This window comes from Streptomyces sp. NPDC055966, from assembly GCF_042269865.1.
Taxonomy (GTDB): Bacteria; Actinomycetota; Actinomycetes; order Streptomycetales; family Streptomycetaceae; genus Streptomyces.
The window spans coordinates 425,246-451,398 of record NZ_JBHJYK010000004.1; the positions used below are offsets into that span (position 1 = coordinate 425,246).

The 26,153-nt window shown below is 70.6% G+C and carries 24 protein-coding genes, 1 tRNA gene and 1 pseudogene; 18 read left to right on the forward strand and 8 right to left on the reverse strand.

Annotated features, from left to right (window positions below):
• Nucleotides 1-67: 67 nt before the first annotated feature.
• The 3 genes and pseudogenes from ACFC8N_RS11700 (at nucleotide 68) to ACFC8N_RS11710 (ending at nucleotide 1,728) form a co-directional block, all read left to right on the forward strand.
• On the forward strand, nucleotides 68-517 hold the full coding sequence (locus tag ACFC8N_RS11700) for a replication initiator (protein ID WP_376288042.1): 450 nt from the start codon (nucleotides 68-70) through the stop codon (nucleotides 515-517).
• Complete coding sequence (locus ACFC8N_RS11705) at nucleotides 421-630, forward strand: excisionase family DNA-binding protein (RefSeq protein ID WP_376288043.1); 210 nt, start codon at nucleotides 421-423, stop codon at nucleotides 628-630. The genes ACFC8N_RS11700 and ACFC8N_RS11705 overlap by 97 nt, the downstream gene beginning before the upstream one ends.
• Nucleotides 630-1,728: pseudogene (locus ACFC8N_RS11710) on the forward strand (tyrosine-type recombinase/integrase). The gene ACFC8N_RS11705 and the pseudogene ACFC8N_RS11710 overlap by 1 nt, the downstream one beginning before the upstream one ends.
• A 68-nt stretch (nucleotides 1,729-1,796) precedes the next feature.
• On the opposite strand, the gene ACFC8N_RS11715 reads toward ACFC8N_RS11710, so the two are convergent.
• Nucleotides 1,797-1,870 (reverse strand) — tRNA-Gly (locus ACFC8N_RS11715).
• Nucleotides 1,871-2,432: 562 nt separating this feature from the next.
• Here ACFC8N_RS11715 and dcd point away from each other — a divergent pair.
• Nucleotides 2,433-3,008: a dCTP deaminase gene (dcd, locus tag ACFC8N_RS11720; protein ID WP_071375215.1), complete on the forward strand. Its 576-nt coding sequence runs from the start codon at nucleotides 2,433-2,435 to the stop codon at nucleotides 3,006-3,008.
• A 13-nt stretch (nucleotides 3,009-3,021) separates the two neighbouring features.
• Nucleotides 3,022-3,543 carry a phosphoribosyltransferase gene (locus tag ACFC8N_RS11725; protein ID WP_356029846.1) on the forward strand — a complete coding sequence of 174 codons (522 nt, stop codon included), beginning with the start codon at nucleotides 3,022-3,024 and terminating at the stop codon, nucleotides 3,541-3,543.
• Nucleotides 3,544-3,618: 75 nt separating this feature from the next.
• On the opposite strand, the gene ACFC8N_RS11730 is transcribed toward ACFC8N_RS11725, so the two are convergent.
• Nucleotides 3,619-4,656 carry a YIP1 family protein gene (locus ACFC8N_RS11730; RefSeq protein ID WP_356029845.1) on the reverse strand — a complete coding sequence of 346 codons (1,038 nt, stop codon included), beginning with the start codon at nucleotides 4,654-4,656 and terminating at the stop codon, nucleotides 3,619-3,621.
• 151 nt (nucleotides 4,657-4,807) lie between these two features.
• On the opposite strand from ACFC8N_RS11730, the gene ACFC8N_RS11735 reads away from it, so the two are divergent.
• A complete protein-coding gene (locus ACFC8N_RS11735; protein ID WP_356029843.1) occupies nucleotides 4,808-5,134 on the forward strand; it encodes an antibiotic biosynthesis monooxygenase in 327 nt (108 codons plus the stop codon).
• Nucleotides 5,135-5,188: 54 nt separating this feature from the next.
• Here ACFC8N_RS11735 and ACFC8N_RS11740 read toward each other — a convergent pair whose 3' ends face one another.
• Together ACFC8N_RS11740 and ACFC8N_RS11745 are read right to left on the reverse strand one after the other, a co-directional pair.
• Nucleotides 5,189-5,932: an SDR family NAD(P)-dependent oxidoreductase gene (locus ACFC8N_RS11740; RefSeq protein WP_356029841.1), complete on the reverse strand. Its 744-nt coding sequence runs from the start codon at nucleotides 5,930-5,932 to the stop codon at nucleotides 5,189-5,191.
• Nucleotides 5,933-5,979: 47 nt separating this feature from the next.
• Nucleotides 5,980-6,699: a VC0807 family protein gene (locus ACFC8N_RS11745; protein ID WP_376287999.1), complete on the reverse strand. Its 720-nt coding sequence runs from the start codon at nucleotides 6,697-6,699 to the stop codon at nucleotides 5,980-5,982.
• Between the two features lie 171 nt (nucleotides 6,700-6,870).
• On the opposite strand from ACFC8N_RS11745, the gene ACFC8N_RS11750 reads away from it, so the two are divergent.
• Together ACFC8N_RS11750 and ACFC8N_RS11755 are read left to right on the forward strand one after the other, a co-directional pair.
• Entirely contained in the window at nucleotides 6,871-8,172 is a 1,302-nt protein-coding gene (locus tag ACFC8N_RS11750; protein WP_356029838.1) for a sensor histidine kinase, read from the forward strand.
• Nucleotides 8,136-8,792, forward strand: coding sequence for a LuxR C-terminal-related transcriptional regulator (locus ACFC8N_RS11755; protein ID WP_376288000.1), 657 nt, complete (start codon nucleotides 8,136-8,138; stop codon nucleotides 8,790-8,792). The genes ACFC8N_RS11750 and ACFC8N_RS11755 overlap by 37 nt, the downstream gene beginning before the upstream one ends.
• A 56-nt stretch (nucleotides 8,793-8,848) precedes the next feature.
• On the opposite strand, the gene ACFC8N_RS11760 is transcribed toward ACFC8N_RS11755, so the two are convergent.
• Nucleotides 8,849-11,131 (reverse strand): (Fe-S)-binding protein, encoded by a 2,283-nt coding sequence (locus ACFC8N_RS11760; protein ID WP_376288001.1) that lies wholly within the window; start codon nucleotides 11,129-11,131, stop codon nucleotides 8,849-8,851.
• 185 nt (nucleotides 11,132-11,316) lie between these two features.
• Between ACFC8N_RS11760 and ACFC8N_RS11765 the strand changes: the two genes are divergently transcribed.
• The 7 genes from ACFC8N_RS11765 to ACFC8N_RS11795 all read left to right on the forward strand — a co-directional run bounded on the left by ACFC8N_RS11765 (nucleotide 11,317) and on the right by ACFC8N_RS11795 (nucleotide 19,227).
• Nucleotides 11,317-12,336, forward strand: coding sequence for an MraY family glycosyltransferase (locus tag ACFC8N_RS11765; protein WP_356029834.1), 1,020 nt, complete (start codon nucleotides 11,317-11,319; stop codon nucleotides 12,334-12,336).
• A 94-nt stretch (nucleotides 12,337-12,430) separates the two neighbouring features.
• The gene (gene dnaK / locus ACFC8N_RS11770; protein ID WP_356029833.1) at nucleotides 12,431-14,272 is read left to right on the forward strand and encodes a molecular chaperone DnaK; all 1,842 of its coding nucleotides are present in this window, start codon (nucleotides 12,431-12,433) and stop codon (nucleotides 14,270-14,272) included.
• Complete coding sequence (grpE, locus tag ACFC8N_RS11775; RefSeq protein WP_356029831.1) at nucleotides 14,272-14,943, forward strand: nucleotide exchange factor GrpE; 672 nt, start codon at nucleotides 14,272-14,274, stop codon at nucleotides 14,941-14,943. Before dnaK ends, grpE begins: the two co-directional genes overlap by 1 nt.
• 36 nt (nucleotides 14,944-14,979) lie before the next feature.
• Nucleotides 14,980-16,155, forward strand: a complete 1,176-nt coding sequence (gene dnaJ / locus ACFC8N_RS11780) for a molecular chaperone DnaJ (RefSeq protein ID WP_362822378.1) — start codon at nucleotides 14,980-14,982, stop codon at nucleotides 16,153-16,155.
• A 5-nt stretch (nucleotides 16,156-16,160) separates the two neighbouring features.
• The gene (locus ACFC8N_RS11785) at nucleotides 16,161-16,610 is read left to right on the forward strand and encodes a heat shock protein transcriptional repressor HspR (protein WP_362822377.1); all 450 of its coding nucleotides are present in this window, start codon (nucleotides 16,161-16,163) and stop codon (nucleotides 16,608-16,610) included.
• A gap of 240 nt (nucleotides 16,611-16,850) precedes the next feature.
• Nucleotides 16,851-17,957 carry a substrate-binding domain-containing protein gene (locus tag ACFC8N_RS11790; protein WP_356029827.1) on the forward strand — a complete coding sequence of 369 codons (1,107 nt, stop codon included), beginning with the start codon at nucleotides 16,851-16,853 and terminating at the stop codon, nucleotides 17,955-17,957.
• 220 nt (nucleotides 17,958-18,177) lie between these two features.
• Nucleotides 18,178-19,227, forward strand: coding sequence for a LuxR C-terminal-related transcriptional regulator (locus ACFC8N_RS11795; RefSeq protein WP_376288002.1), 1,050 nt, complete (start codon nucleotides 18,178-18,180; stop codon nucleotides 19,225-19,227).
• Between the two features lie 28 nt (nucleotides 19,228-19,255).
• Here the strand turns inward: ACFC8N_RS11795 and ACFC8N_RS11800 are convergent, their stop codons facing one another.
• Complete coding sequence (locus tag ACFC8N_RS11800; RefSeq protein ID WP_356029825.1) at nucleotides 19,256-20,266, reverse strand: helix-turn-helix transcriptional regulator; 1,011 nt, start codon at nucleotides 20,264-20,266, stop codon at nucleotides 19,256-19,258.
• 321 nt (nucleotides 20,267-20,587) lie between these two features.
• On the opposite strand from ACFC8N_RS11800, the gene ACFC8N_RS11805 reads away from it, so the two are divergent.
• A complete protein-coding gene (locus ACFC8N_RS11805; protein ID WP_079172852.1) occupies nucleotides 20,588-20,923 on the forward strand; it encodes a hypothetical protein in 336 nt (111 codons plus the stop codon).
• Between the two features lie 216 nt (nucleotides 20,924-21,139).
• Here the strand turns inward: ACFC8N_RS11805 and ACFC8N_RS11810 are convergent, their stop codons facing one another.
• Nucleotides 21,140-21,532: a PPOX class F420-dependent oxidoreductase gene (locus tag ACFC8N_RS11810; protein WP_356029823.1), complete on the reverse strand. Its 393-nt coding sequence runs from the start codon at nucleotides 21,530-21,532 to the stop codon at nucleotides 21,140-21,142.
• Between the two features lie 120 nt (nucleotides 21,533-21,652).
• On the opposite strand from ACFC8N_RS11810, the gene clpB reads away from it, so the two are divergent.
• Both clpB and ACFC8N_RS11820 read left to right on the forward strand, forming a co-directional pair.
• A complete protein-coding gene (gene clpB / locus ACFC8N_RS11815; protein WP_376288003.1) occupies nucleotides 21,653-24,253 on the forward strand; it encodes an ATP-dependent chaperone ClpB in 2,601 nt (866 codons plus the stop codon).
• Nucleotides 24,254-24,353: 100 nt separating this feature from the next.
• A complete protein-coding gene (locus ACFC8N_RS11820; protein WP_376288004.1) occupies nucleotides 24,354-24,893 on the forward strand; it encodes a YbjN domain-containing protein in 540 nt (179 codons plus the stop codon).
• A 14-nt stretch (nucleotides 24,894-24,907) separates the two neighbouring features.
• Here the strand turns inward: ACFC8N_RS11820 and ACFC8N_RS11825 are convergent, their stop codons facing one another.
• On the reverse strand, nucleotides 24,908-26,038 hold the full coding sequence (locus ACFC8N_RS11825; protein ID WP_356029869.1) for a hypothetical protein: 1,131 nt from the start codon (nucleotides 26,036-26,038) through the stop codon (nucleotides 24,908-24,910).
• Between the last annotated feature and the right edge of the window lie 115 nt (nucleotides 26,039-26,153).

Sequence of the window (26,153 nt, forward strand, 5' to 3'; positions counted from 1 at the left end):
TTCCGCGGTGACCGTGTGGCCGCCGTCGCTGTCGTGGACCACGACCCGGTGAGCGATCGTGCTGACCATGCTCATCAAGGCCGCTGCCGCCAAGGTTCACGTCGAGGGCCCGGTGATCGACAGCCGACCCCGCACCTTCGCCTTCGGCCGCCAACTCGACTTCCGTACCATCCGGTCCGCCGAGTTCAGCGACGGCCAGGAGCTGACCGCGCGAGCCGTGGCGGCGTACATCGCCAAGTACGCCAGAAAGGGTTCCGAGACCGCGACGGGCGCTCTCGATCGCCCGCTGAAGTTCGCCGCCGAACTCGCCCAGCTCGACATCAGCGACCACGCCCGCCGCCTCATCCGAACCGCGTGGACCCTGGGCGCCCGCAAGGACCTCGAACACCTCCGCCTGCGCGCCTGGGCCCACATGCTCGGATTCCGCGGCCACTTCTCCACCAAGTCCAGCCCTACTCCACCACCCTCGGCGCCCTCCACGACGCCCGTATCGAGGAGCGGCGCATCCGGTACGTGAAGGTCGGCCGGCACGTGCGCATCCCGGAGAGCGCCTTCGAGGAGTACATCCGGGCTCGCACTGTCGAGCCGATCAGAGTCCGCCACCGCACCGGATTGCGGAGGGCTGCCTGATGGCCGACAAGAAGGGCAACCGCCGCGGCTTCGGTGCGGTCCGGCAGTACCGCTCCGGCCGCTGGACGGCTTCGTACCCCGGCCCCGAAGGTGAACGCATCCGCGCGGACGAGACTTTCGAGACCACGAAGGATGCCGAGATCTGGCTGTCCCAGGTCGAAGCGGATCTCACTCGTGGGGACTGGCGCGCCCCGGACGCGGACGCCGTCAACTTTCGCGTGTACGCCGAAAAGCTGGTCGAGGAGCGGGAGTTGTCCGTCCGTACGGTCGACCTGTACGAAGACCTCCTCCGCCTGTATATCTTCCAGGCCCTCGGCGCCCTCGACCTGGACGAGATCACGGCTCCCCGCGTCCGTGAATGGCGTGCCGAGCGACTCCGCACTACGAAGGCCAGGACGACGGTCGCCAAGGCGTACCGGCTCCTCAAGGCGGTCATGGAGACGGCCGTCGGTGACGAGTTGATCAGTCGCAACCCGTGCCGGATCAAGGGCGCGGGCAAGGAGTCGGCTACCGAACGCCGTATCGCCGCCGTCGCCCAGGTTGATGCGCTCGCCGATGCGACCGGGATCCGCCGGCGGCTCATGGCCCACCTCGGCGCGTACGGCCCGATGCGTCCGGAGGAACTGGCGGGCCTCCGCCGTCGGGATGTCGACCTCGACAATCTGGTGATGCGCGTCCGCGGCGCCGAGCCGGAACGCACCAACGGCAAGCGGGCTCCTGGCGAGACCAAGTCCGATGCAGGCGTGCGTACCGTCGTCCTCCCGGCCTTCCTCCACAAGGACGGACGTGAGGCGGCACCTCGACTGGTTCGCTGAGAAGGGACCGGACGGCCTTCTGCTCGTCGGTGAGCAGGGGGCGCCCTTCCGCCGTACCTCCTTCGGACGGAAGTGGCGGCGGGCGCGTCTAGCCGTCGGCCTGCCGGACGGCTTCCGCTTCTACGACCTTCGTCACACCGGACACACGCTCTCGACTCGATCGGGCGCCACCCTGAAAGACACGATCGTCCGCGCCGGCCTCGACGGCATGGTCCGCACCGAGCGTGCGAAGCACCACAAGGGCAACGGCCTGCACCACAAGCCGGAGTCATCGGCGGGCTAATGGTGCAACCCCCGCCCACCGGTCTGGACAACAAAGAACCCCCGGGTCTCTGACCTGGGGGTTTTGCGTGGAGCGGGTGACGAGAATCGAACTCGCGCTCTCAGCTTGGGAAGCTGATGTTCTACCATTAAACTACACCCGCGTAAGTACGGACGGGTCGGCTCGGGGAGTCGAGGTCCGGACGATGCTCACTGTACAACATCGCAGACCCCTGGTGCCCGGGCCCAGGGGTCTGAGTCTGTTTCAGGGGTGGGATCCGGCTGCGGGTGGCCGGAGTTGGGGCGTACCGTGGAGGCTTGGAGGAGGGCGCGGGCGGGGCCGGAGCGCCGCCTGGAGAGTCGTCTCTTTGATCCCGTAATGTGCCTTTTGTCGTCGGGTCGGTCACGCCCGACGGGGCTCTTGGGGAAGGGACTTAAGGGACTTGATGGAACGCACCGTCGTCCGTTGTGCGGACGGGCACGTCTTCAGCGCCGCTTCGTTCCCGATGCAGCAGGCCGAGCGGCTCGGCCCCGGTCGGCTCATGAGGTGTCCCCGGTGCACCCGGCTCCGCAGTGTGGTGCCGGTCGCCCTGGAGAAGCAGCGGTAGCGAAGGAAAGCGACAGAAGAGGCAGGGGCGCCGTCGTGGAGGCGGCGCGGGCGGTAACCCTGGCGCGCGGAGTCGTCACGATTGTCACGGCTCCGCGCGCCTTGCGTATCCTCGCTACGTGCTTCTCTCAGACAAGGACATCCGGGCCGAGATCGACGCCGGGCGGGTACGGATCGATCCCTACGACCAATCCATGGTGCAGCCGTCGAGCGTTGACGTGCGGCTGGACCGGTACTTCCGGGTGTTCGAGAACCACCGGTACCCGCACATCGACCCCTCGGTCGAGCAGCCCGATCTGACCCGGCTGGTCGAGCCGGAGGGCGACGAGCCGTTCATCCTGCATCCCGGGGAGTTCGTGCTCGCCTCGACGTACGAGGTCATCTCCCTGCCCGACGATCTCGCGTCGCGACTTGAGGGGAAGTCCTCGCTGGGGCGGCTCGGGCTGGTCACGCACTCCACCGCCGGGTTCATCGACCCCGGCTTCAGCGGTCACGTCACGCTTGAGCTCTCCAACCTCGCCACGCTGCCGATCAAGCTCTGGCCGGGGATGAAGATCGGCCAGCTGTGCATGTTCCGGCTGACCTCGCCCGCCGAGTTCCCGTACGGCAGCGAGCGCTACGGCTCCCGCTACCAGGGGCAGCGCGGGCCGACCGCCTCGCGGTCCTACGTCAATTTCCATCGGACCCAGGTGTGAGGGCAGCAGAAGCATGAGTGAGACGCAGGGCGTGGAGACCCGGGGCGTGCGGGAGAACCTGACGTACGACGCGTTCGGCGGCGCCGTGCGCGAACTGGCGCAGACCATCGCCGACGACGGGTACGAGCCCGACATCGTGCTCAGCATCGCCCGGGGCGGGGTGTTCGTCGCCGGTGGGCTGGCCTACGCGCTCGACTGCAAGAACATCCACCTCGTGAACGTGGAGTTCTACACCGGGGTGGGGACCACCCTGGAAATGCCGGTCATGCTCGCGCCCGTCCCCAACGTGATCGACTTCTCCGACAAGAAGGTGCTGATCACCGACGACGTCGCGGACACCGGCAAGACCCTGAAGCTCGTGCGCGACTTCTGCCTCGACACCGTCGCCGAGGTGCGCTCCGCGGTGATCTATGAGAAGTCCCACTCCCTCGTGAAGTGCGAGTACGTGTGGAAGCGGACGGATGACTGGATCAACTTCCCGTGGAGTGTCCTGCCGCCCGTCGTGAAGCGGGCCGGGCAGGTTCTCGACGCCTGACCCGTTCGGTTCCGGGTACGGAAAAGGGCCTCCGGCGGCAGTGCCGGGGGCCCTTTCGCATGCCGTTCCCGGGATCTAGAACGTGCCCAGCTTCACGATCGACAGCAGGGCGATCAGCTGGATCGCCGACGCGCCCAGTGCCTTCGGCCAGGGCAGGTCGTGGGAGCGGGAGACCATCAGGGTCAGCAGGGCGCCCGCGCCGATCCAGGTGGCCCAGCCGAGGAGTTGGACGAAGCTCGCGTCGCCGCCGACGAACATCGCGACCAGCAGGCGGGGCGCGTCCGTGACGGCCGTGATCAGCATGGACAGGCCGACCGTCGGCTGCCAGGCGCCGTCGCCGCCGAGCTGGCGGGCCAGGGTGTGGGTGACCACGCCCAGGACGAACAGGCCCAGCACCATCACGACCGCCGTGATCAGGACGATCGGCACCGTGGTGGAGAACGGGGAGTCGATCGCGTCCTTGCGGGCGGTGTCGAAGCCGAAGACGGCGAGCAGGCCGTAGAGGAACGTCGTGATGAGGGCCGGCGCCCACATCGTGTAGTCCCGCATGCGCAGGAAGGTCTGGTTGGGGGAGGTGATGATCCCCTTCAGCAGTTCCTTCCAGTGCAGGGGCGGGCCGAGCGGGGCCGCGGGCGCGGCGGCCGAGCCGGCCTGGTAGGTCGAGCCCCGGGTGTAGTCGGCGGCCTCGTCGACCGAGAACGCCTGGGTGTGGCCCGGGTTGTCGGCCGCGTACGGATCGTGCGGCGCCCTGCGGCCGGCACCGGGCGGGCTCTGGTAGCCGCCGTCGCCGAAGTACTCCGGGCCGTCCTCGCCCGGGCCGGCGTAGCCGTGGGACGGGCCCGGGCGGCCGTACTGCTGCGCCTGCGGGTACGGCGGCTGCGGCGCCGACGGGTAGCCGTACGACGGCCCCGACGGCTGCCCGTACCGCGGTCCCGGGCGGCCGTGCGGCGCCCCCTGCGGTGCCTGCGGTACCTGCTGTCCTTGGGGGGTGCGGTTGTCCCGGCCCCCGCGTCCGATCCTGAATCCAGCCACGTCATCGAACGTACCTGGTCCCGGAGAGTGACGTGCCCGGCCCGGGCGTCCGGGCCCGCCTTTGCGGCCGACCTGTGACATCCCCTAAGGGGCCGTCAGCGGACCGGTCCCGGGGTTCATCAGGGGTTCCCCCGGTTTTGCCCGGCCCCGGACCGCCGCGGGGCGGGCCGGCGGGGGCCGAGAAGGGCGCCCCGGCCGGGCCGGGCGGGGCGGACTGGGCCAGGATGGTGCCATGAGCGTAGTGAAGATCAACGTGCTGACCGTGCCCGCCGAGCAGCGGGAGGTGCTGGAGAAGCGGTTCGCCTCGCGCGCCCACGCGGTGGAGAACTCCGACGGCTTCGAGTGGTTCGAGCTGCTGCGGCCCGTCGAGGGCACCGACACCTACCTCGTGTACACGCGCTGGCGGGACGACGCGTCGTTCCAGGCCTGGATGGAGGGGCCGATGAAGGCCGCGCACCAGGGCGGCGGCGAGGGCGCCGAGCGGCCCCGGCCGGCTGCTTCCGGTTCCACCCTGTGGTCCTTCGAGGTGGTGCAGCAGGCGGGGCCCAAGCAGGACTAGCCGCACGCGACCAGTCGTAAGCGACAGGCCGTAAGCGACCGGCCGGGGCCCGGGTCAGTCGTCGGCGCGTGCCAGCTCCAGCTTCGGGAAGGTCACCGGCTCGGGAGACCGGCCCGCTTGCAGGACGTAGGCCCGTCCCGTCTCCTCGCCCGCCGTGATCCCGGCGACCGACGCCGCGATCTCGGCGGGCTCGGCCAGGGCGAGACCCTGGCCGGTGACGTATGCGACGGCCTCCGGACGCAGGATCGGCGTGCGGACCAGGCCCGGGCAGATCGCGTTGATCCGCACGCCCCTGTCCTGCCAGGCCGGGGCGAGCGAGCGCACCAGCCCGATCACGCCGTACTTGGTCGCCGCGTAGACCGGGTCGAAGGGTGCCGCCCCGAGCCCGGCCATGCTGGAGGTCACCAGCAGCGAGCCCCCGCCGTGCGCGGCCAGCGCGGGCAGCGCCGCGTGCAGGCCGTACATCACGCCGTGCAGGTTGACCGCCAGCACCCGGTGCTGGCGTGCCGGGTCGTAGTCGTCCTCGCCGAAACCGCCGCCGTCGCCGATCCCGGCGTTCAGGTGCACCAGGTCCAGCCCGCCGTAGGCCGCCACGGCGGCGTCGATCAGCGCGAGGTTGTCGGCCTCCCGCGTGGTGTCGGTGCGGACGAACAGGCCGTCCACCTCACGAGCCACGGCCCTGCCGCCCGCCTCGTCGACGTCCGCGACGACCACGCGCGCGCCCAGCCCGCCGAAGTGCCGGGCGACCGCCGCGCCGATCCCGCTCGCCGCCCCGGTGACCACCACCACCTGTGCCATGTCCGCGGACCTCTCTCGTCGGTTGCCGCTCACGCCGCTCACCCCGCTCACGCCGCTGCCGCCGTGGCGGCCTCGTCGCGGATGGCGGCGATGCGGGACGGTGCCCGGCCGTAGCGCCTGCTGAAGATCTCCAGCCCCACGAACAGCGCCACGTACTGGAGCGTGGTGACCAGCATCACCGAGTCGATCGGCAGGGTGTAGGCGAGCGCCACCCGGACGACGGAGTCCAGCAGCAGGCCCACGCCCCAGACCGCCGTCAGTCGCCGCATCAGACGGCGGAAGGTCGGCGACGTCCGCCAGTTGCGTTCCAGCTCGGCGCGCCGGTCCCCGCGTGCCACGGATGACAGGAGCCGGAAGATGACCGGCTGTCCGCGCAGCAGCGTGCCCAGGAACACCAGCCCGACGACGCCCGTCATCCAGCCGTCCTTCGCGAACATGAACCGCGGGCTTCCCGTCACCGCCGACAGCACCGCGCCCAGGGCCACCATGCTGAGCACCAGGATGCCCAGCATCCCCACGCGCCGCTCGCGCGCCACGGTCAGCAGCGCCTCCGCCGTGGGCGGTACGGCGCTCGCCACCACCGCCCACCACAGGCCGACGCCGGCCGCGCGCAGGCCGTAGAACAGGGCGAGCGGCGCGGCGACGTTCAGCAGCAGACTCTGCACCAGCAGCCTGTTCGGCGACCCCGCACCGATGGACCCCGCCCCCGTGGAACCCGCGTGCTCGTTCACCGCCGCCTCCGCCGCGTTCATGTCCGTCGCGCTCATGTCCTTCCCCTCTCCTGCGAGTTCCGCGTTCGCGTTTTGATGTCTTCGACGCTACGGAGCAGGAGGCGCGCGGACCTTGTGTCCAACTGCCGAACGGGGGTGGGGCCAGGCCCACCCCCCGCTGGGCCCGGGCACACCCCGTCCGCCCGCCGGGCACGCCACACTGGGCCCATGACCACCACAGCCGGACGCGTCGGTGCCGCCGCTCTGCGCCGCCTCGGCGGACGTCACCGGCAGCTCGGGTACTGCTGGACGATCGGCTGGTGCGGCCTGGCGGCCCTCGCGGTGGCCTGTGTCGCCCTGCCGGTCCGGCTCCTCGGCGGAGACGACCCGGAGCGCGGGCCGCTGCGCGCCGTGCGCAAGCTCACCGTCAACTACCGCAGGATGCCCGGACGGTGGGGCGGTACGGCGGTGCCGAGCCCCTATCTCCCCGGCCGCCCGCCGCGCGAGGACCCCGCGAACCGCCGCGACCTGGTCTTCCTCGCGCTGGAGCCCTGGGTCGCGCTGGTGCTGCTGCTCGTGCCCTCCGCGATGGCCTGGTACGGCCTGTTCGGCCTGCTCGCCCCGGGCATCGCCGCGCTCTTCGACAGCCATCGCGGCCTGTTCGACGGGCCCGTGCCCAGCCGGCCGGCCGTGGGGATCCCCGGCGGCCTGCTGCTGTACTACGCGGCGCTGCGGCTGTCCGGTCCGGCCTCCCGGCTGCACGCGGACCGCTGGCTGCCCGTGCTGCTCGGCCCGGCCCCCTCCGTCGCCGCCGAGGTCGCCGCCGAGGCGGAACGGCGCCGGCTGGCCGAGCGGGTCGCGGAGCTGACCGAGACCCGGCTGGCCGCCGTGGACAGCCGCGAGGCCGAACTGCGCCGTATCGAACGGGACTTGCACGACGGCGCACAGGCCCGGCTGGTCGCGATGGGCCTCGCCCTCGGCGCGCTGGAGACGCTGATGGAGACCGATCCGGAGCGGGCGCGCGAGCTGGTGCGGCAGACGCGCGAGAGCTCGGCGCGCGCCCTCACGGAACTCCGTGCGCTGGTACGGGGCATCCATCCGCCGGTGCTGGCCGAGCGCGGGCTGGTCGACGCGCTGCGGGCGCTCGCCCTGGACGCCCCGCTGGCGGCCGAGGTGGACGCCGACGGGCTGCCGGGGCGCCCGGAGGGGCCGATCGAGGCGGCGCTGTACTTCGCCGTCGCCGAACTGCTCACGAACGCCGCACGGCACGGGGACGCGACGCACGCGCGCGTGGAACTCGCCCACACCGGCGGGGTGTTGCGCTGCACGGTGTGGGACGACGGGAGCGGGGGCGCGCACGAGGAGGACGGGCCCGTGCTCGGGGCGGGCGGCAGCGGGCTGCGGGGCATCCGCCGCCGGTTGTCGGCCTTCGACGGTACGCTCGGCATCGACAGCCCGGACGGAGGGCCCACCCTGGTGACGATGGAGCTGCCGTGCGTGTTGTCCTCGCGGAAGACCTCTTCCTCCTGAGGGAAGGGCTCTGCACCCTCCTGACGGCCCATGGGTTCACCGTCGCCGCCGCCGTGGCCAGCGGGCCGGAGCTGCGGCGGGCGCTGGCCGAGGAGGAGCCGGACGTCGCGGTGGTGGACGTACGCCTGCCGCCCACCTTCACCGACGAGGGTCTCCAGGCCGCGCTGGAGGCCCGGCGCAGCCGCCCGGGGCTGCCCGTCCTCGTGCTGTCGCAGCACGTGGAGCAGTTGTACGCGCGCGAGTTGCTGGCGGACGGCACCGGCGGGGTCGGCTATCTGCTCAAGGACCGGGTGCTCGGCGCCGCCGAGTTCGTGGAGGCCGTACGGCGCGTCGCGGACGGTGGTACGGCGATGGACCCGGAGGTCGTGGCCAAGCTGCTGGGCGGCCGGCGCCGCGACGATCCGCTGGCCACACTCACCCCGCGCGAGCGGGAGGTGCTGGCGCTGATGGCCGAGGGCTACTCCAACGCGGCCGTCGCCGCCCGGCTGTTCGTCAGCGAGAGTGCCGTCGGCAAGCACTCGGCGAGCATCTTCGCCAAGCTCGGCATCACCGCCTCGGACGAGACCAACCGCCGGGTGCTGGCCGTCCTGGCCTACCTGAACGGCACACCGCGCGAGTGAAACAGGGCGCCCCCTGCCCGTGCGGGCAGGGGGCGCCGTACGTCAGCGAGCCGCTGTTACTTGACCGGCTCGGGCTCCGGCTCGTTCTCGCTCTCCGGCTCGCCCGCCGGGTCGCCCGGCGTCCTGACGGAGTCGAGGAGGAGCTGGGCGACGTCCACGACCTGGATGGACTCCTTGGCCTTGCCCTCGTTCTTCTTGCCGTTGACCGAGTCGGTCAGCATGACGAGGCAGAACGGGCAGGCGGTGGAGACGATGTCCGGGTTGAGGGAGAGGGCCTCGTCGACGCGCTCGTTGTTGATGCGCTTGCCGATGCGCTCCTCCATCCACATCCGGGCGCCGCCGGCGCCGCAGCAGAAGCCGCGCTCCTTGTGGCGGTGCATCTCCTCGTTCCGCAGGCCCGGGACCTTGCCGATGATCTCGCGCGGGGGCGTGTAGATCTTGTTGTGGCGGCCCAGGTAGCAGGGGTCGTGGTAGGTGATGATGCCCTCGACCGGGGTGACGGGGACGAGCTTGCCCTCGTCGACCAGGTGCTGGAGCAGCTGGGTGTGGTGGATGACCTCGTAGTCGCCGCCGAGCTGCGGGTACTCGTTGCCGATGGTGTTCAGGCAGTGCGGGCAGGTGGCGACGATCTTCTTCGCCGACTTCGGCTTCCTCGACTCGGCCGTGACCTTGCCCTCGTCGTCCAGCTCCTCGCCGAACGCGGTGTTGAGGGCCATCACGTTCTCCATGCCGAGCTCCTGGAAGAGGGGCTCGTTGCCGAGGCGGCGGGCGGAGTCACCGGTGCACTTCTCGTCCCCGCCCATGATCGCGAACTTGACGCCCGCGATGTGCAGCAGCTCGGCGAAGGCCTTGGTGGTCTTCTTCGCGCGGTCCTCCAGGGCACCGGCGCAGCCGACCCAGTACAGGTACTCGACCTCGGTGAGGTCCTCGATGTCCTTGCCGACGACCGGGATCTCGAAGTCGACCTCCTTGGTCCACTCCAGGCGCTGCTTCTTCGCCAGGCCCCAGGGGTTGCCCTTCTTCTCCAGGTTCTTGAGCATCGTGCCCGCCTCGGACGGGAACGCGGACTCGATCATGACCTGGTAGCGGCGCATGTCGACGATGTGGTCGACGTGCTCGATGTCGACGGGGCACTGCTCGACGCAGGCGCCGCAGGTGGTGCAGGACCACAGGACGTCCGGGTCGATGACGCCGTTCTCCTCGGCGGTGCCGATCAGCGGGCGCTCGGCCTCGGCGAGCGCCGACGCGGGGACGTCCTTGAGCTGCTCCTCGGACGCCTTCTCCTCGCCCTCCGCGTTCTTGCCGCCGCCGGCCAGCAGGTACGGCGCCTTGGCGTGGGCGTGGTCCCGCAGGGACATGATCAGCAGCTTGGGGGAGAGCGGCTTGCCGGTGTTCCAGGCGGGGCACTGCGACTGGCAGCGGCCGCACTCGGTGCAGGTGGAGAAGTCCAGCAGGCCCTTCCAGGAGAAGTGCTCTATCTGGGAGACGCCGAAGACGTCGTCCTCGCCCGGGTCCTCGAAGTTGATCGGCTTGCCGCCGGAGGTCATCGGGAGCAGGGCGCCCAGCGAGGTCTCGCCGGTGGCGTTGCGCTTGAACCAGATGTTCGGGAACGCGAGGAAGCGGTGCCAGGCGACACCCATGTCGGTCTTCAGGCCGACCACGATCATCCAGATGAAGGAGGTCGCGATCTTCAGGCCGGCGAAGAAGTAGGTGAGGTTCTGGAGCGTGGCGGCGTCCATGCCCTTCAGCCACGCCACGACCGGGTACGAGACGAAGAAGGAGGCCTCGTAGCCGTCGACGTGGTGCTGGGCGCCTTCGAGGGCGTGCAGCATGAAGATGCAGACGCCCACGATGAGGATGACGGTCTCGACGAAGTACGCCTGGCCGGTGTTGGAGCCGGCGAAGCGGGACTTGCGGCCCGGCTTGTTCGCCTTGCTCAGCTGGCGGACCACGACCAGGATCGCGATGCCGAGGATCGTCGTCGTGCCGATGAACTCGACGAAGACGTTGTACGGCGCCCAGTCGCCGATGACCGGCAGGATCCAGTCGGCCTTGAAGAGCTGGCCGATGGCGTTGACGATCGTCAGCAGCAGCGTGTAGAAGCCGATCGCCACGAACCAGTGCGCCACGCCGATGACGCCCCAGCGGTTCATCCGGGTGTGGCCGACGAACTCCCGGGCCACGGTGAGGGTGCGCTGAGCGGGGTCGTCGGTCCGCGTCCCGGCCGGTACCGGCTGGCCGAGCCGCATGAAGTTGTAGATCTGGAGGAGGGCGCGGCCGAACAGTGCCACGCCGACCACGATCAGGACCAGCGACACGATGATCGCGGCGAGTTGCATTGGGGCTCCTGAGGCGGCCTGAGTCAGCTGGGCAACATTACTAAGCGGTAACTTATGGAGTCCGTCCGAGACTACCTCCATCTTCCGCCGGGATGCAGTACAGCACGGGGTGATCTGGGTCGCCGAGCAGCAATCGGATCGTGTTATTCATACCGATTTGATACTTTCGCCCCTACCGTGGTGCAGTGCTCTACGGGATCGCCGCCGCCACCGCCGCCCTCCTGCTGACCGCCGTGCTCACGGCGCTGCTGCGGGGGGTCGCGCTGCGGGCGGGCATTGTCGACCGGCGTATGCAGCGCCGGATGCCGCTGCTCGGCGGGCTCGCCGTGGTGACCGTCACGTGTCTCGTCGCCTGGGTCGGGGAGTCGACCCGGATCGCCCCGCTCGGGGACGGGGTCGGCCGGCTGCTGGTCGTCGCCGCCGCGCTCGCCGCGCTCGGCCTGTTCGCCGACGTGTGGCGGCTACGCGCGCGCGTGCTCGTCGCCGGTACGGCCGTGGCGGCGGTCTGTGTCGTGCCGTACGAGGAGACGGGCGCGGCGGGCGGGCTCCTCGCCATCGGCTGGATCGTCGCCGCCTCCCTCGCCTTCAAGGGCCTCGACCACGTGGACGGGCTGGCGGGGACCGTCGGGGTCATCACCGCCTTCGGGGCCGGGGCCTGTGCCGCCGCCGAGGTGCTGGACGGGCTCGCCGCGCTGCTGAGCGTGTTCGCCGCCGCCCTGACCGGCTTCCTGATGCACAACTGGCCGCCCGCGCGGATCGGGCTCGGCTCCTGCGGTGCGCTGTTCACCGGCTTCCTGCTGGCGTCGTCGCTCGTCCTCACGCGCGCGGGCTACGGCCTCGCGGCGAGCTCGGCCGTGACGGCGTGCTTCGGCGCCGTCGCCGTCGCCGACGCGCTGCTCGTCGCGCTCGCCCGGCTGCTGGCCCGCCGGCCGCTGCTGCGGCGCGGCCCCGACCATCTCGCACACCGGCTGCGCCGGCTCGGGCTCACCCCGGCGGGCTCCGTCGTGCTGCTGGGCGCCGGCTCCTTCTCCACGGTGCTCGTGGGGGTGCTCGTGCACACCGGGTGGACGGGGGAGGAGGCCGCGCTGTGGGTGGCCGGAGGGGCGTTGCTCGTCGTCGGCGTACTCCTTCGTATCCCTGTCCAGCGGTCCCGGGGGACGGAAACCATGCAGGTCAGCGGCCAGTTGCGTGTAAGGAACGGATAAGACTTGAGCCCTCTCGACTCAGGTCTGTTGACCGTGCGCGGGGAGTCGTGCACACTTGAGTCCGTTCCACTCAAGTCAGCTGGAGGAATCAACCATGGCACGTGCGGTCGGCATCGACCTGGGCACGACTAACTCCGTCGTCAGCGTTCTGGAGGGCGGCGAGCCCACCGTCATCACCAACGCCGAGGGCGCCAGGACCACGCCGTCCGTCGTCGCCTTCGCCAAGAACGGCGAGGTGCTCGTCGGCGAGGTCGCCAAGCGCCAGGCGGTCACGAACGTGGACCGGACCATCCGCTCCGTGAAGCGCCACATGGGCACGGACTGGAAGATCGAGCTCGACGGCAAGCAGTTCAACCCGCAGCAGATGAGCGCCTTCATCCTGCAGAAGCTGAAGCGCGACGCCGAGGCCTACCTGGGCGAGAAGGTGACCGACGCGGTCATCACTGTCCCGGCGTACTTCAACGACTCCGAGCGTCAGGCGACCAAGGAGGCCGGCGAGATCGCGGGCCTGAACGTCCTGCGCATCGTCAACGAGCCGACCGCCGCCGCGCTGGCGTACGGCCTCGACAAGGACGACCAGACGATCCTCGTCTTCGACCTCGGCGGCGGCACCTTCGACGTGTCCCTGCTGGAGATCGGCGACGGCGTCGTCGAGGTGAAGGCCACCAACGGCGACAACCACCTCGGTGGTGACGACTGGGACCAGCGCGTCGTCGACTACCTGGTCAAGCAGTTCCAGTCCGGCCACGGCGTGGACCTGTCCAAGGACAAGATGGCCCTCCAGCGCCTGCGTGAGGCCGCCGAGAAGGCCAAGATCGAGCTGTCCTCGTCCACCGAGACCTCGATCAACCTGCCCTACATCACGGCGTCCGCCGAGGGCCCGCTGCACCTGGACGAGAAGCTCACCCGCGCCCAGTTCCAGCAGCTGACGGCCGACCTGCTGGAGCGCTGCAAGACGCCGTTCCACAACGTCATCAAGGACGCCGGCATCTCCATCAACGAGATCGACCACGTCGTCCTCGTCGGTGGCTCCACCCGTATGCCCGCCGTCGCCGAGCTCGTCAAGGAGCTGACCGGCGGCAAGGAGGCCAACAAGGGTGTGAACCCGGACGAGGTCGTCGCCATCGGCGCCTCGCTCCAGGCCGGTGTCCTCAAGGGTGAGGTCAAGGACGTCCTGCTCCTCGACGTGACCCCGCTGTCCCTCGGCATCGAGACCAAGGGCGGCATCATGACCAAGCTGATCGAGCGCAACACCACGATCCCGACGAAGCGTTCGGAGATCTTCACGACGGCCGAGGACAACCAGCCGTCGGTGCAGATCCAGGTCTACCAGGGCGAGCGCGAGATCGCGGCGTACAACAAGAAGCTCGGCATGTTCGAGCTGACCGGTCTGCCGCCGGCCCCGCGCGGTGTCCCGCAGATCGAGGTGTCCTTCGACATCGACGCCAACGGGATCATGCACGTGACCGCCAAGGACCTGGGCACGGGCAAGGAGCAGAAGATGACCGTCACCGGCGGCTCCTCGCTGCCGAAGGACGAGGTCGACCGGATGCGCCAGGAGGCCGAGCAGTACGCGGAGGAGGACCACCGCCGCCGCGAGGCCGCCGAGTCCCGCAACCAGGGCGAGCAGCTCGTCTACCAGACCGAGAAGTTCCTCAAGGACAACGAGGACAAGGTCCCGGGCGAGATCAAGACCGAGGTCGAGGCCGCCGTCGCCGAGCTGAAGGAGAAGCTCAAGGGCGACGACACCGCCGAGATCCGCACGGCCACCGAGAAGGTCGCGGCCGTCTCGCAGAAGCTGGGCCAGGCCATGTACGCCGACGCCCAGGCCGCGCAGGGCGCTGCGGGTGCCGAGGGCGCCCAGCAGGCCAAGGCCGAGGACGATGTCGTCGACGCCGAGATCGTGGACGACGAGAAGCCGAAGGGTGCCGCGTGATGTCGGAGGAGACCCCGGGCTTCGAGGAGAAGCCCGACGTCCCCTCCGGCGCGACCCCCGACGACGCCGAGCCGAAGGCCGCCCCCGAGAAGGGGGCGGCCCCGGCCGGGGACGGAACCGCAGACGTGGGCCTGGTGGCCCAGCTGGACCAGGTGCGCACGGCGCTCGGCGAGCGCACGGCGGACCTCCAGCGCCTCCAGGCCGAGTACCAGAACTACCGCCGCCGGGTCGAGCGGGACCGGATCACGGTCAAGGAGATCGCCGTCGCGAACCTCCTGACCGAGCTTCTGCCCGTGCTCGACGACATTGGCCGCGCGCGGGAACACGGCGAACTGGTCGGCGGCTTCAAGTCGGTCGGCGAGTCGCTGGAGACCGTGGCGGCCAAGCTGGGCCTCCAGCAGTTCGGCAAGGAGGGCGAGCCCTTCGACCCGACGATCCACGAGGCCCTGATGCACTCCTACGCGCCGGACGTCACCGAGACGACCTGCGTCGCGATTCTCCAGCCCGGGTATCGCATCGGCGAGCGCACCATCCGCCCCGCGCGGGTGGCCGTCGCCGAGCCGCAGCCCGGCGCGCAGACCGTCAAGGCCGACGGAGCCGAGGACACGTCCGAGGCGAAGAAGGCCGGTGCCGGCGACGACAAGGAGAACGGTGGCCCGGAGGAGGGCTGACGTCATCACCGCAGACAGGAAGGAGGGACGTCGGGGATGAGCACCAAGGACTTCATCGAGAAGGACTTCTACAAGGTCCTCGGCGTCCCCAAGGACGCCACCGAGGCCGAGATCAAGAAGGCGTACCGGAAGCTCGCCCGCGAGTTCCACCCGGACGCCAACAAGGGCAACGCCAAGGCCGAGGAGCGCTTCAAGGAGATCTCCGAGGCGAACGACGTGCTCGGCGACCCGAAGAAGCGCAAGGAGTACGACGACGCGCGCGCCCTGTTCGGCAACGGCGGCTTCCGCCCCGGGCCGGGCGCCGGCGGCTCCTTCAACTTCGACCTGGGCGACCTCTTCGGAGGCGCGGGCAGCACCACCACCCAGGGCGGAGGCTTCGGCGGCGGGCTCGGTGACGTCTTCGGGGGCCTGTTCAACCGCGGCGGCACCGGTGCGACCCGCACTCAGCCGCGCCGCGGCCAGGACATCGACACCGAGGTGACGCTCAGCTTCACGGAGGCCATCGAGGGCGCCACGGTGCCGCTGCGGATGTCCTCCCAGGCGCCCTGCAAGGCCTGTTCGGGCACCGGCGACAAGAACGGCACACCGCGCGTGTGCCCGACCTGCGTCGGCACCGGCCAGGTCGCGCGGGGCTCGGGCGGCGGCTTCTCGCTCACCGACCCCTGCCCCGACTGCAAGGGCCGCGGTCTGATCGCCGAGCACCCCTGCGCGGATTGCAAGGGCAGCGGGCGGGCGAAGTCGTCCCGCACGATGCAGGTCCGCATCCCGGCGGGTGTCACCGACGGGCAGCGGATCCGGCTGCGCGGCAAGGGCGCGCCCGGCGAGCGGGGCGGACCGGCGGGCGACCTCTACGTGGTCGTGCACGTCGGCGAGCACCCGGTGTTCGGGCGCAGGGACGACAACCTCACGGTCACCGTGCCGGTCACGTTCGCCGAGGCCGCCCTCGGCGGCGAGGTCCGGGTGCCGACCCTCGGCGGCCCGGCCGTCACCCTGAAACTGCCGCCCGGCACGCCCAACGGCCGGACGATGCGCGCCCGCGGCAAGGGCGCGGTCCGCAAGGACGGCACCCGCGGCGATCTGCTGGTCACCGTCGAGGTGCGTGTCCCGAAGGACGTGTCGGGGAAGGCTCGTGATGCGCTGGAGGCGTATCGCGAGGCGACCGCGGGCGAGGATCCGCGGGCGGAGCTGTTCGAGGCGGCGAAGGGAGACTGAGAGAGATGGACGGCCGTCGACGTAACCCGTATGAACTGACCGAGGAGACCCCGGTCTACGTCATCTCGGTGGCGGCCCAGCTCTCCGGACTCCACCCGCAGACGCTGCGCCAGTACGACCGGCTCGGCCTGGTCTCCCCGGACCGCACCGCGGGCCGGGGCCGCCGCTACTCGGCCCGCGACATCGAACTGCTCCGCCAGGTGCAGGCGTTGTCGCAGGACGAGGGCATCAACCTGGCCGGAATCAAGCGCATCATCGAACTGGAGAACCAGGTCGTCGCGCTCCAGTCCCGCGTCGCGGAGCTGGAGGCGGCCCTGGACGGCGCGGCGGCCGCGATGCAGCAGCGCGAGGCCGCCGTCCACGCCTCCTACCGCCGCGACCTGGTGCCGTACCAGGAGGTGCAGCAGACCAGCGCGCTGGTGGTGTGGCGGCCGAAGCGGCAGCGCAACGACTGACGCGTCCGCACGCAGACATCTCCGAAAGGGGCCCGGATTCCGGGCCCCTTTCTTTGCCCTCTCATGAACTCCCCTTGGATGGAGGGTCCGTAAAGGGCGTTTGAAGGTGATTCCGCTGCTCCTTCACAGGTGCAGCGGAGCGTGGTGTTGCGCACTCGTTAAGTAGTTCTTCTTGACGCCGGGTATGCCCTCCGCGTTGTCTTTTCAGACACCTCAAACGCACCTGAAGTGAGCCCTCGCATGCGCCGTATCGCCATAACCGTGGCCGCGTCCACGATGACCCTCTCGCTTGCCGGCTGCGGCATGCTGAACGCGACGGGGGGCGGGGCGAGCGCGAGCCCGAGCAAGGGCAACGACCTGACCGTGGGCCTGCTGCTGCCGGAGACGACGAACACCCGCTACGACAAGTTCGACTACCCCATCATCAAGTCCCAGGTCGCCGAGCTCACCAACAAGCGGGGCAAGGTCGAGTACGCCAACGCCGGCGCGGACGCGTCCAGACAGGCCCAGCAGCTCCAGACGATGATCGACGACAAGGTCGACGTCGTCCTGCTCGACGCGGTCGACGCGCACGCGATCGCTCCCGAGGTGCAGAAGGCCAAGGACGCGGGCATCCCGGTCATCGCCTACGACCGGCTCGCCGAGGGCCCGATCGAGGCGTACGTCTCCTTCGACAACGAACTGGTCGGCGAGGTGCAGGGCCGCAGCCTGCTGGAGGCGCTGGGCTCGCACGCCGACACCTCCGACAAGATCGTCATGGTGAACGGCTCGCCCACCGACCCGAACGCCAAGCAGTTCAAGCAGGGCGCGCTCTCCGAGCTCAACGGCAAGGTGACGATCGCCGCGTCGTACGACACCACCGACTGGAAGCCGGAGAACGCCGAGGCCAACATGGCCAAGGCGATCGGCCAGATCGGCAAGAACAACATCGCCGCGGTCTACTCCGCCAACGACGACATGGCCGGCGGCGTCATCAAGGCCCTGGAGGCGGCCGGCGTCACCTCCCTGCCGCCGATCACCGGCCAGGACGCCTCGCTGGAGGGCGTCCAGCGGGTCGTGGCCGGCGAGCAGTACATGAGCGTCTACAAGTCCTACCCGGACGAGGCCCAGGCCGCGGCCCAGATGGCCGTCGCCAAGGTCCAGGGCAAGGACATCCAGTTCGACGCCCTCACCCAGGACAAGGCCGACAGTCCCACCACCAAGAACATCCCGGCCAAGCTGATCCAGCCGATCGCGCTGACCAAGAGCAACATCAAGTCCACGGTCATCTCGGACGGCATCTACACCGTGGGCGACATCTGCACGGTGAAGTTCAAGGCGGCGTGCACGGCGATCGGTCTGAAGTAGCGGGCACCGCGCCGGCGTTCACCTTCAGCCCGTTCGCCTTCCGCCCGTTCATCGTCCGCCCGTTCGTCTTCCTGCGCAGGCGAGAGCCGGAGCCCGGTCGATATCCGGGCATAACGTCCGTTTATGGCAGCCCTGTCGGAGAGAGCCGTGTTGCGGACCCGGTCGGCGCCGCGCATAGTTGCGCTGCGGAAGTGGCAGCACACCGGGGGTGAAATGGGCGATGGCCGGGCGCGGGGCGGAGGAGCATCCACACGGCGCCGACCGACTGTGCGCGGCCGGCGACCGGTTGTATTCCCGGGCCGTACGCCGTGGGCGGGTGCCCCGCGGTGACGTCGAGACGGTGCCCTGCCTGCTGGAGCTGGCCCTGCTGCACCCGGACCCCGACGACATGGACTGGCTGGTGCCGACCTCCCCGCAGGAGGTCATGACCCGGCTGCTGCGCGGGGTCTACGACGAGGTCAGCGCGAGCCAGCGCCGGATGGGCTCGGCGGTGGCCGCGTTCGAGTGGTACGCCGGGCTGGGCCGTCAGTTGCACGCGCTGAGGGGCCCCGCCGAGGGCAGTGCGATCCGCGTGCTGGACGGCCTCTCCCGGATCCAGGCGGCGATGGACGAGGCGACCGAGGCGTGCACGGCCGAGGTGCTCACCGTGCAGCCCGGCGGCATCCGCCGTGAGGCGGAACTGACGGAGGGCCTGCACCGCGCCCTGGCCCTGCGCGGCCGGGGCGTGCGCATGCGCGACCTCTACACCCACGTGGCCCGCCACGGCCAGGGCCTGCTCAACTACCTGGAGCTGATGGGCGACACGGTGGAGGCCCGCACCCTGGACGAGGTCATCGACCGGCTGATCCTCTTCGACCGCACGGTGGCCTTCATCCCCGCCAACGCAGACCGCACGATGGCCCTGGAGCTGCGTCATCCCGCGCTGGTGGAATACCTGGTCACGGTCTTCGAACGGCTGTGGCGCCTCGCCATCCCCCTGACGGCCCCGCTCCCCGACACCGGCATCGAGGGCATCTCCCACCGCGAGCAGTCCATCGCGGCCCTGCTGGCGGAGGGGCACCAGGACGCGGTGATCGCCGAACGCCTCGGCATCAGCGTCCGCACCTGCCGCGCCCACATCGCCCGCCTCTCGGAGACCCTGGGCGCGGCCAGCCGGACCCAGCTGGGCGTGCGCATCGCCCAGGTGGGCCTGGACGTCCACCGGCCCGGCCCGCCGTCGGCGCCCGCGGCCTTCACGACTCCCGACCAGGAATCCCCGACCGTGCACTGAGCGGGCCGGGTCGCGCTCCTGCCGGCCGTCACCGCTCCCGGTCGAGGATGCCGGACTGGGCGATGAGATAGCCGAGTTGGGCGCGGCTGCCGCTGCCGAGGGCCTGTGCGAGCTTGGCGATGTGGGCCCGGCAGGTGCGGACGTTCATGCCCAGGCGGCGGGCGATGGCCTCGTCCACGTGCCCCTCCACGAGGAGTTTGGCGATGGAGTGCTGGATCTCGGTGATGCCGTCGGGCGCCGTCTCGTAGCGGCCGCCGGCGCTCAGCGGGACCGCCCGGTCCCACATGAACTCGAACACCTTGATGAGGTAGCGGACCAGGCCCGGATGGCGCAGCTCCAGCGCGACCTGCTGGTCGTCCCGGGTCGGGATGAAGGCGACCGTCTCGTCGCAGATGATCAGGCGTTCCACCAGCTCGTCGATGGAGCGGTACTCCACCTTGCCGTCGGCGAGCTCCGCCGCGTAGGCCAGCTTCTCCGGGCTGTAGCGGGCCGTGTGCTGATACAGCGTCCGGATCCGCACGCCCCGCTCTATGAGCGGCCTGTCGCGTTCCAGCCCGCGCAGCACGCTGCGCTCGGAGACGCGGTCGCTCGGCTGGACGGTGAGCATCTCCGTGTGGCACTGGGCCGTGGCCAGGTTGAGCGCGGTGTTGATGCGCTCGCCGCCCTCCAGCACCGTGATCGAGCCGCCGCCCGGCGCCGACTGGCCGTTGATGGACATGAACGGCTCGAAGGCGGTGGAGATGTCGGTGGCCAGCTGGCGGCGCTCGGTGATCTCGCGTTCGAGGGGGTTGAGACGCTGGGCGAGGGCGAGGGCCGGCGGCACGGGGCGCAGCCAGTCCGGATCGTCCGGATCGGGATGCAGCAGGGCGAAGTCCATCAGGCAGGGAGCGGGCTCCGCTTCCGTGCGCGCGATCCGTCCCGCCCGCAGCGCGGCCGCATACAGGCGACTGCCTTCCTCACACAGCTCGTTCACGGGGTGGGGATGTGTCGCTTTTGAGTGATTCGTTGTCAAATCTCCACCCCCCAGGGTCCTGAACATGCAGGAACATGATGCACCGATTGTGTGGCCATGACGTGCCCGAATGAGCCATCGTCGTACGTGACGGGGGAAAAGGGGACCTTCAAGTGAGGACGAAGCCGATTATGCGTAACAGACTGCTTCGCTCGGTGCTTGTCGCCGCCTTCTCCGCCGTTGCAGCCCTCGGTGCGCTGAGTGGCTTCGCCGCCGCAGGAAAGAGCGAGGTTCGAGCGAACAGCACCTGGCCCGCGGTGGTTGCGGACCCCGCGAACAGCACGTGGCCCGTCGCGAGCTCCGCGACCAGCAGTACCGATTCCGCGACCGATGGAGCCGGGAGCTGACGTGACCACTCCACCCGACGACCGATCCTTTCGCCGCGAGATGGCCACGGCCTACCGCTCCGGCTGGCACTTCATCGACCTGGTCACCGCCATCCCCCACAGTGGTGACTCGTTGATGGTGACGGTGTTCGGAGAACCGGTGGTCGTGACGCGCGACGAGGACGGGGATCTGCGGGCGTACCGGTGCCTGCGCAAGCCGCGTGGCGCGCCCCAGCCGGTGCGCTGTGCCATCCGGTACGGAATGATCTTTGTGAACCTGGACCAGCGGGACCACCGGCTTGCCGAGCCGGCGGAACCTGACCTGCGAACCATCTCGGCCACCCCCCGCAGTGCCTGACGCGATTCCCCCGTCGTAAAAGATCGCTCAGGTGCTTCCCCCCGCAGCGGCGTCACCGTGACCTGAACACGGTGACGCCGCTGTAGTTTTTGGGGACATTTCGGGGTATGGGCGCGCTTCCACGGTGGCTGAAAATGCTCGGTCATCTCGCCCATTCCGTCCGAGCCCCGCGTCCGGCCGTCAAAGCCCCGCCGCTCACCGCCGGGGTCCCGCGTCTCACCCGTGCCCCAGCGCCCGCTCGATCTCGATCTCGATCACCACGCGCGCCGGATTCGGCCCCGGGGTCCGCTCGTAGCGCTCGGCGTAGCGCCGTACCGCCTCCGCGACCCGCTCCGGCTCCGTCCGGACCCGGGCCCGCCCCTCCAGGGTGGCCCAGCGCCGGCCGTCCACCTGGCACACCGCCACCCGGGCGCCCGCCGTGCCGGCCGCGCGCACATGCCGCACCTTCGCGCTGGTCCCGTTGGTGATGATCCGGGCCAGCCCGGCCTCCGCGTCGTACGTGACACCGACCGGCACCACGTGCGGGCTGCCGTCGGGCCGGAGCGTGGTCAGGGTGCACAGGTGGCGTTCCCGCCAGAACGTCAGGTACTCCTCAGAGTGCTTCGCCATGCCCCGCAACCTAGTCCCCGCACGGTCTCCCCGTGCACCTTGAGCGGAATAGACTCAACTTTGTGTACGCTGACTAAGTCAGCACTGGAGAGAAGAGTCGCGCAGGAGGAGAACGGACACGTGGACGCCGAGCTGACCAACAGGAGCCGGGACGCGATCAACGCGGCGAGCAAGCGGGCCGTGACCGAAGGACACCCGGACCTCACCCCTGGCCATCTGCTGCTGGCGCTGCTCCAGGGCCAGGACAACGAGAACATCGTCGATCTGCTCGCGGCCGTCGACGCCGACCAGGCCGCCGTGCGCTCCGGGACCGAGAAGATCCTCGCCTCGCTGCCGAGTGTGGCCGGATCCACCGTTGCGCCGCCGCAGCCCGACCGTGAACTGCTGGCCGTGCTCGCCGACGCCGGCGAGCGCGCCAAGGAGCTCGGCGACGAGTACCTGTCCACCGAGCACCTGCTCATCGGCATCGCCGCCAGGGGCGGCCGGGTGGCCGAGGTGCTCCGGGCGCAGGGCGCCGAGGCGAAGAAGCTGCTGGAGGCCTTCAGGAAGGCCAGGGGAGGACGCCGCGTGACCACCGCCGATCCCGAGGGCCAGTACAAGGCCCTGGAGAAGTTCGGCACCGACTTCACCGCCGCCGCCCGCGAGGGGCGGCTGGACCCGGTGATCGGCCGGGACCAGGAGATCCGGCGGGTCGTGCAGGTGCTCAGCCGCCGTACGAAGAACAACCCCGTCCTCATCGGCGAGCCCGGCGTCGGCAAGACCGCCGTGGTCGAGGGCCTCGCCCAGCGCATCGTCAAGGGCGACGTCCCCGAGTCCCTCAAGGACAAGCGGCTGGTCTCCCTCGACCTCGGCGCGATGGTCGCCGGCGCCAAGTACCGGGGCGAGTTCGAGGAGCGGCTGAAGTCCGTGCTCGCCGAGATCAAGGACTCCGACGGGCAGATCATCACCTTCATCGACGAGCTGCACACGGTGGTCGGCGCGGGCGCCGGCGGCGATTCGGCCATGGACGCGGGCAACATGCTCAAGCCCATGCTCGCCCGGGGTGAGCTGCGCATGGTCGGCGCCACGACGCTGGACGAGTACCGCGAGCGGATCGAGAAGGACCCGGCGCTGGAGCGCCGCTTCCAGCAGGTGCTGGTGGCGGAGCCGACCGTCGAGGACACCATCGCCATCCTGCGCGGCCTGAAGGGCCGTTACGAGGCCCACCACAAGGTGCAGATCGCGGACAGCGCGCTGGTGGCCGCCGCGACCCTCTCCGACCGCTACATCACCTCCCGCTTCCTGCCCGACAAGGCCATCGACCTCGTCGACGAGGCCGCCTCGCGCCTGCGCATGGAGATCGACTCGTCCCCCGTCGAGATCGACGAACTCCAGCGCGCCGTCGACCGGTTGAAGATGGAGGAGCTGGCGATCGCCAAGGAGACCGACCCGGCCTCCGTCGCCCGCCTGGACAAGCTGCGCCGCGACCTCGCCGACAAGGAGGAGGAACTGCGCGGCCTGACCGCCCGCTGGGAGAAGGAGAAGCAGTCCCTCAACCGGGTCGGCGAGCTGAAGGAGAAGCTGGACGACCTGCGCGGCCAGGCCGAACGCGCCCAGCGCGACGGCGACTTCGACCGCGCGGCCAAGCTGCTGTACGGCGAGATCCCGACGCTGGAGAAGGAGCTGGAGGAGGCTTCCGAGGCCGAGGAGGAAGCCGCCAGGGACACCATGGTCAAGGAGGAGGTCGGCTCCGACGACATCGCGGACGTCGTCGCCGCCTGGACCGGCATCCCGGCCGGCCGCCTGCTGGAGGGCGAGACGCAGAAGCTGCTGCGCATGGAGGACGAGATCGGCAAGCGCCTCATCGGCCAGAGCGAGGCCGTCCGCGCGGTCTCCGACGCCGTACGGCGCTCCCGCGCGGGCATCGCCGACCCGGACCGCCCCACCGGCTCCTTCCTCTTCCTCGGCCCGACGGGCGTGGGCAAGACGGAGCTCGCGAAGGCCCTCGCCGACTTCCTCTTCGACGACGAGCGGGCCATGGTCCGCATCGACATGTCGGAGTACGGCGAGAAGCACAGCGTGGCCCGCCTGGTCGGCGCGCCCCCCGGCTACGTCGGCTACGAGGAGGGCGGCCAGCTCACCGAGGCCGTCCGCCGCCGCCCGTACACCGTCGTCCTGCTGGACGAGGTGGAGAAGGCCCACCCCGAGGTCTTCGACATCCTGCTCCAGGTCCTGGACGACGGCCGGCTCACCGACGGGCAGGGCCGCACGGTCGACTTCCGCAACGCCCTCCTGGTGCTCACCTCCAACCTGGGCAGCCAGTACCTGGTCGAGCCGACGACGAGCGAGCAGGTGAAGAAGGAGCAGGTCCTGGAGGCCGTCCGGGCCTCCTTCAAGCCCGAGTTCCTCAACCGGCTGGACGACCTGGTGGTCTTCTCCGCGCTCGACAAGTCCGAGCTGGAGCGGATCGCACAGCTCCAGATCGACCGCCTCGGCCGGCGGCTGGCCGAGCGCCGGCTCACCCTGGACGTCACGCCCGAGGCGCTGGCCTGGCTCGCGGAGGAGGGCAACGACCCGGCGTACGGCGCCCGGCCGCTGCGCCGCCTGGTCCAGAGCGCCATCGGCGACCGGCTCGCCCGCGAGATCCTGTCCGGCGAGGTCAAGGACGGTGACACGGTGCGGGTGGACCGCTTCGGCGAGGGCCTGCTGGTGGGCCCGGCCACCGGCAAGACGCTCCAGTGAGGTGGATTGTCGGCCCTGGGCTGACACGGGGTCGCCGGGGCTTGCCTCCCCCCTCCCCGGATGGGGGAGGATGGCGGAATCCAATGAAGGGAAATTCACGGTGAGCATCGACCCGTCCTCGATTCCGAACTTCGGGGGCCAGCCCGAACCGCAGCCCCAGGGACCGGCGGGCCCCGTCCTCCCGGATCAGGACCTCGTGAAGCAGCTCCTCGACCAGATGGAGCTGAAGTACGTCGTCGACGAGGAGGGCGACCTCGCGGCCCCGTGGGAGCAGTTCCGCACGTACTTCATGTTCCGCGGGGAGGCCGACCAGGCCGTCTTCTCGGTGCGGACCTTCTACGACCGCCCGCACAAGATCGACGAGAAGGCCCAGCTGCTGGAGTCCGTCGACGACTGGAACCGCCGCACCCTGTGGCCCAAGGTCTACACCCACACCCACGACGACGGCACCGTCCGCCTCATCGGCGAGGCGCAGATGCTGATCGGCACGGGCGTCGACATCAACCACTTCGTCTCCTCGACGGTCAGCTGGGTGCGGGCCGCGATCGAGTTCGACAAGTGGCTCGTCGAGCAGCTCGGCCTGGAGCCGGACGCCGGCCAGGCGGACCAGGGCGAGACGCCCGAGGGCGACGCGGAGTAGTCCTCCGGCGGGTCCTACAGCGGCGCGTCCGCGTACACCAGCAGGTACGCGCCGTAGAGACAGCTGAACCCGGCCAGGGTCGCGACCAGCACGGTCGCGTGCCAGGGCCGGGTTTTCGCCATCTGTGCCAGGCCCCGGGCGAGCGGCAGCAGCAGCGGGAACGCCGGCAGCAGGAACCGCGGCTTGGACTCGAAGAAGCCCGACCCGCCGAGCGCGACCAGCAGCAGCGCCCCGCTGAGCACGAGCAGCGGCAGCGGGGCGCGGTCCAGCAGGAGCAGGGCGTACAGCACCGCCGCGGCCGCCACGGTCAGCAGCGCCGTCGTGAACTCGAACCGGCTGCCGTGCGTGAGCATCACATGCACGGAGTGCAGCGAGCCCCGCCCGAAGTCGAACGTCGAGCCCCACGCCCGCTGCACCTCGAAGTAGCCGCCCGGCAGGTCGCCCTCGCACCGGCCGACCCACAGCACGTACGCCGTCCAGCCCAGCGGGGCGAGCGCCGCGCCCGTCCACAGCCTGTGGGAAACCCGGGGGAGCTCACCGCGCCGCCGCCACACCTGGCAGCCGGCGGTGGCGAGGACGGCGGCGGCGACCGCGAACCCGTTCGGCCGGGCCAGCCCCGCGAGCGCCGCCAGGGCGCCCGCCCACAGCCAGTTCCCGGCCAGCAGGGCGTACAGCGCCCAGGCCGCGAGCGCGGTCAGCACCGGCTCGGTGTACGCCATCGACAGCACCACCGAGTGCGGCAGCAGGCCCCACAGCAGCACCAGCGCGATCCCGGTCGCCCGGCCGTACAGCCGCGCGCCGACCGCGTGGATCCCGGCGGCGGCCACCATGGCCGAGGCCCACGAGATCACCAGCCCGGCGGCGCCCCCGCTCAGCGGCAGCACCGCGGTCAGCGCCCGCACCAGCGCCGGGTACAGCGGGAAGAACGCGCGGTCGCTGTGCACCCCCGGCGCCGGGGAGGGCAGGTCGTGGCCGTAGCCGTGCCCGGCGATGCCCAGGTACCAGACCGAGTCCCAGGACCGCCCGAGCAGCGCGAGCGGGTGCCGGCCGGCGTGCTGGGCGACGAGCGTGAGCACGGCCGCGCCGACCAGCCGGGCACCGAGGAAGAGGCCTACGGCGACGAGACGCTGCGCCTGCCTGGGCATGGCGAGGACGGTGCTGACGGTGCGGACGGGACTGGCGGTGGTCACATCTGAGCACCCTGCGCGACAGTGCCGTTCGGCCGTGCGGTGACGCGCCGAGGGTCCACCCGCCGTCGCC

Excerpts from the sequence above, each read along its gene's own strand:
- ACFC8N_RS11700 (WP_376288042.1), top strand. The coding sequence starts at position 68 with ATGCTCATCAAGGCCGCTGCCGCCAAGGTTCACGTCGAGGGCCCGGTG.
- ACFC8N_RS11725 (WP_356029846.1), top strand. The coding sequence starts at position 3,022 with ATGAGTGAGACGCAGGGCGTGGAGACCCGGGGCGTGCGGGAGAACCTG.
- ACFC8N_RS11730 (WP_356029845.1), bottom strand. The coding sequence starts at position 4,656 with ATGTCACAGGTCGGCCGCAAAGGCGGGCCCGGACGCCCGGGCCGGGCA.
- ACFC8N_RS11735 (WP_356029843.1), top strand. The coding sequence starts at position 4,808 with ATGAGCGTAGTGAAGATCAACGTGCTGACCGTGCCCGCCGAGCAGCGG.
- ACFC8N_RS11740 (WP_356029841.1), bottom strand. The coding sequence starts at position 5,932 with ATGGCACAGGTGGTGGTGGTCACCGGGGCGGCGAGCGGGATCGGCGCG.
- ACFC8N_RS11745 (WP_376287999.1), bottom strand. The coding sequence starts at position 6,699 with ATGAGCGCGACGGACATGAACGCGGCGGAGGCGGCGGTGAACGAGCAC.
- ACFC8N_RS11750 (WP_356029838.1), top strand. The coding sequence starts at position 6,871 with ATGACCACCACAGCCGGACGCGTCGGTGCCGCCGCTCTGCGCCGCCTC.
- ACFC8N_RS11760 (WP_376288001.1), bottom strand. The coding sequence starts at position 11,131 with ATGCAACTCGCCGCGATCATCGTGTCGCTGGTCCTGATCGTGGTCGGC.
- dnaK (WP_356029833.1), top strand. The coding sequence starts at position 12,431 with ATGGCACGTGCGGTCGGCATCGACCTGGGCACGACTAACTCCGTCGTC.
- grpE (WP_356029831.1), top strand. The coding sequence starts at position 14,272 with ATGTCGGAGGAGACCCCGGGCTTCGAGGAGAAGCCCGACGTCCCCTCC.
- dnaJ (WP_362822378.1), top strand. The coding sequence starts at position 14,980 with ATGAGCACCAAGGACTTCATCGAGAAGGACTTCTACAAGGTCCTCGGC.
- ACFC8N_RS11785 (WP_362822377.1), top strand. The coding sequence starts at position 16,161 with ATGGACGGCCGTCGACGTAACCCGTATGAACTGACCGAGGAGACCCCG.
- ACFC8N_RS11790 (WP_356029827.1), top strand. The coding sequence starts at position 16,851 with ATGCGCCGTATCGCCATAACCGTGGCCGCGTCCACGATGACCCTCTCG.
- ACFC8N_RS11795 (WP_376288002.1), top strand. The coding sequence starts at position 18,178 with ATGGCCGGGCGCGGGGCGGAGGAGCATCCACACGGCGCCGACCGACTG.
- ACFC8N_RS11800 (WP_356029825.1), bottom strand. The coding sequence starts at position 20,266 with ATGTTCAGGACCCTGGGGGGTGGAGATTTGACAACGAATCACTCAAAA.
- ACFC8N_RS11810 (WP_356029823.1), bottom strand. The coding sequence starts at position 21,532 with ATGGCGAAGCACTCTGAGGAGTACCTGACGTTCTGGCGGGAACGCCAC.
- ACFC8N_RS11825 (WP_356029869.1), bottom strand. The coding sequence starts at position 26,038 with ATGCCCAGGCAGGCGCAGCGTCTCGTCGCCGTAGGCCTCTTCCTCGGT.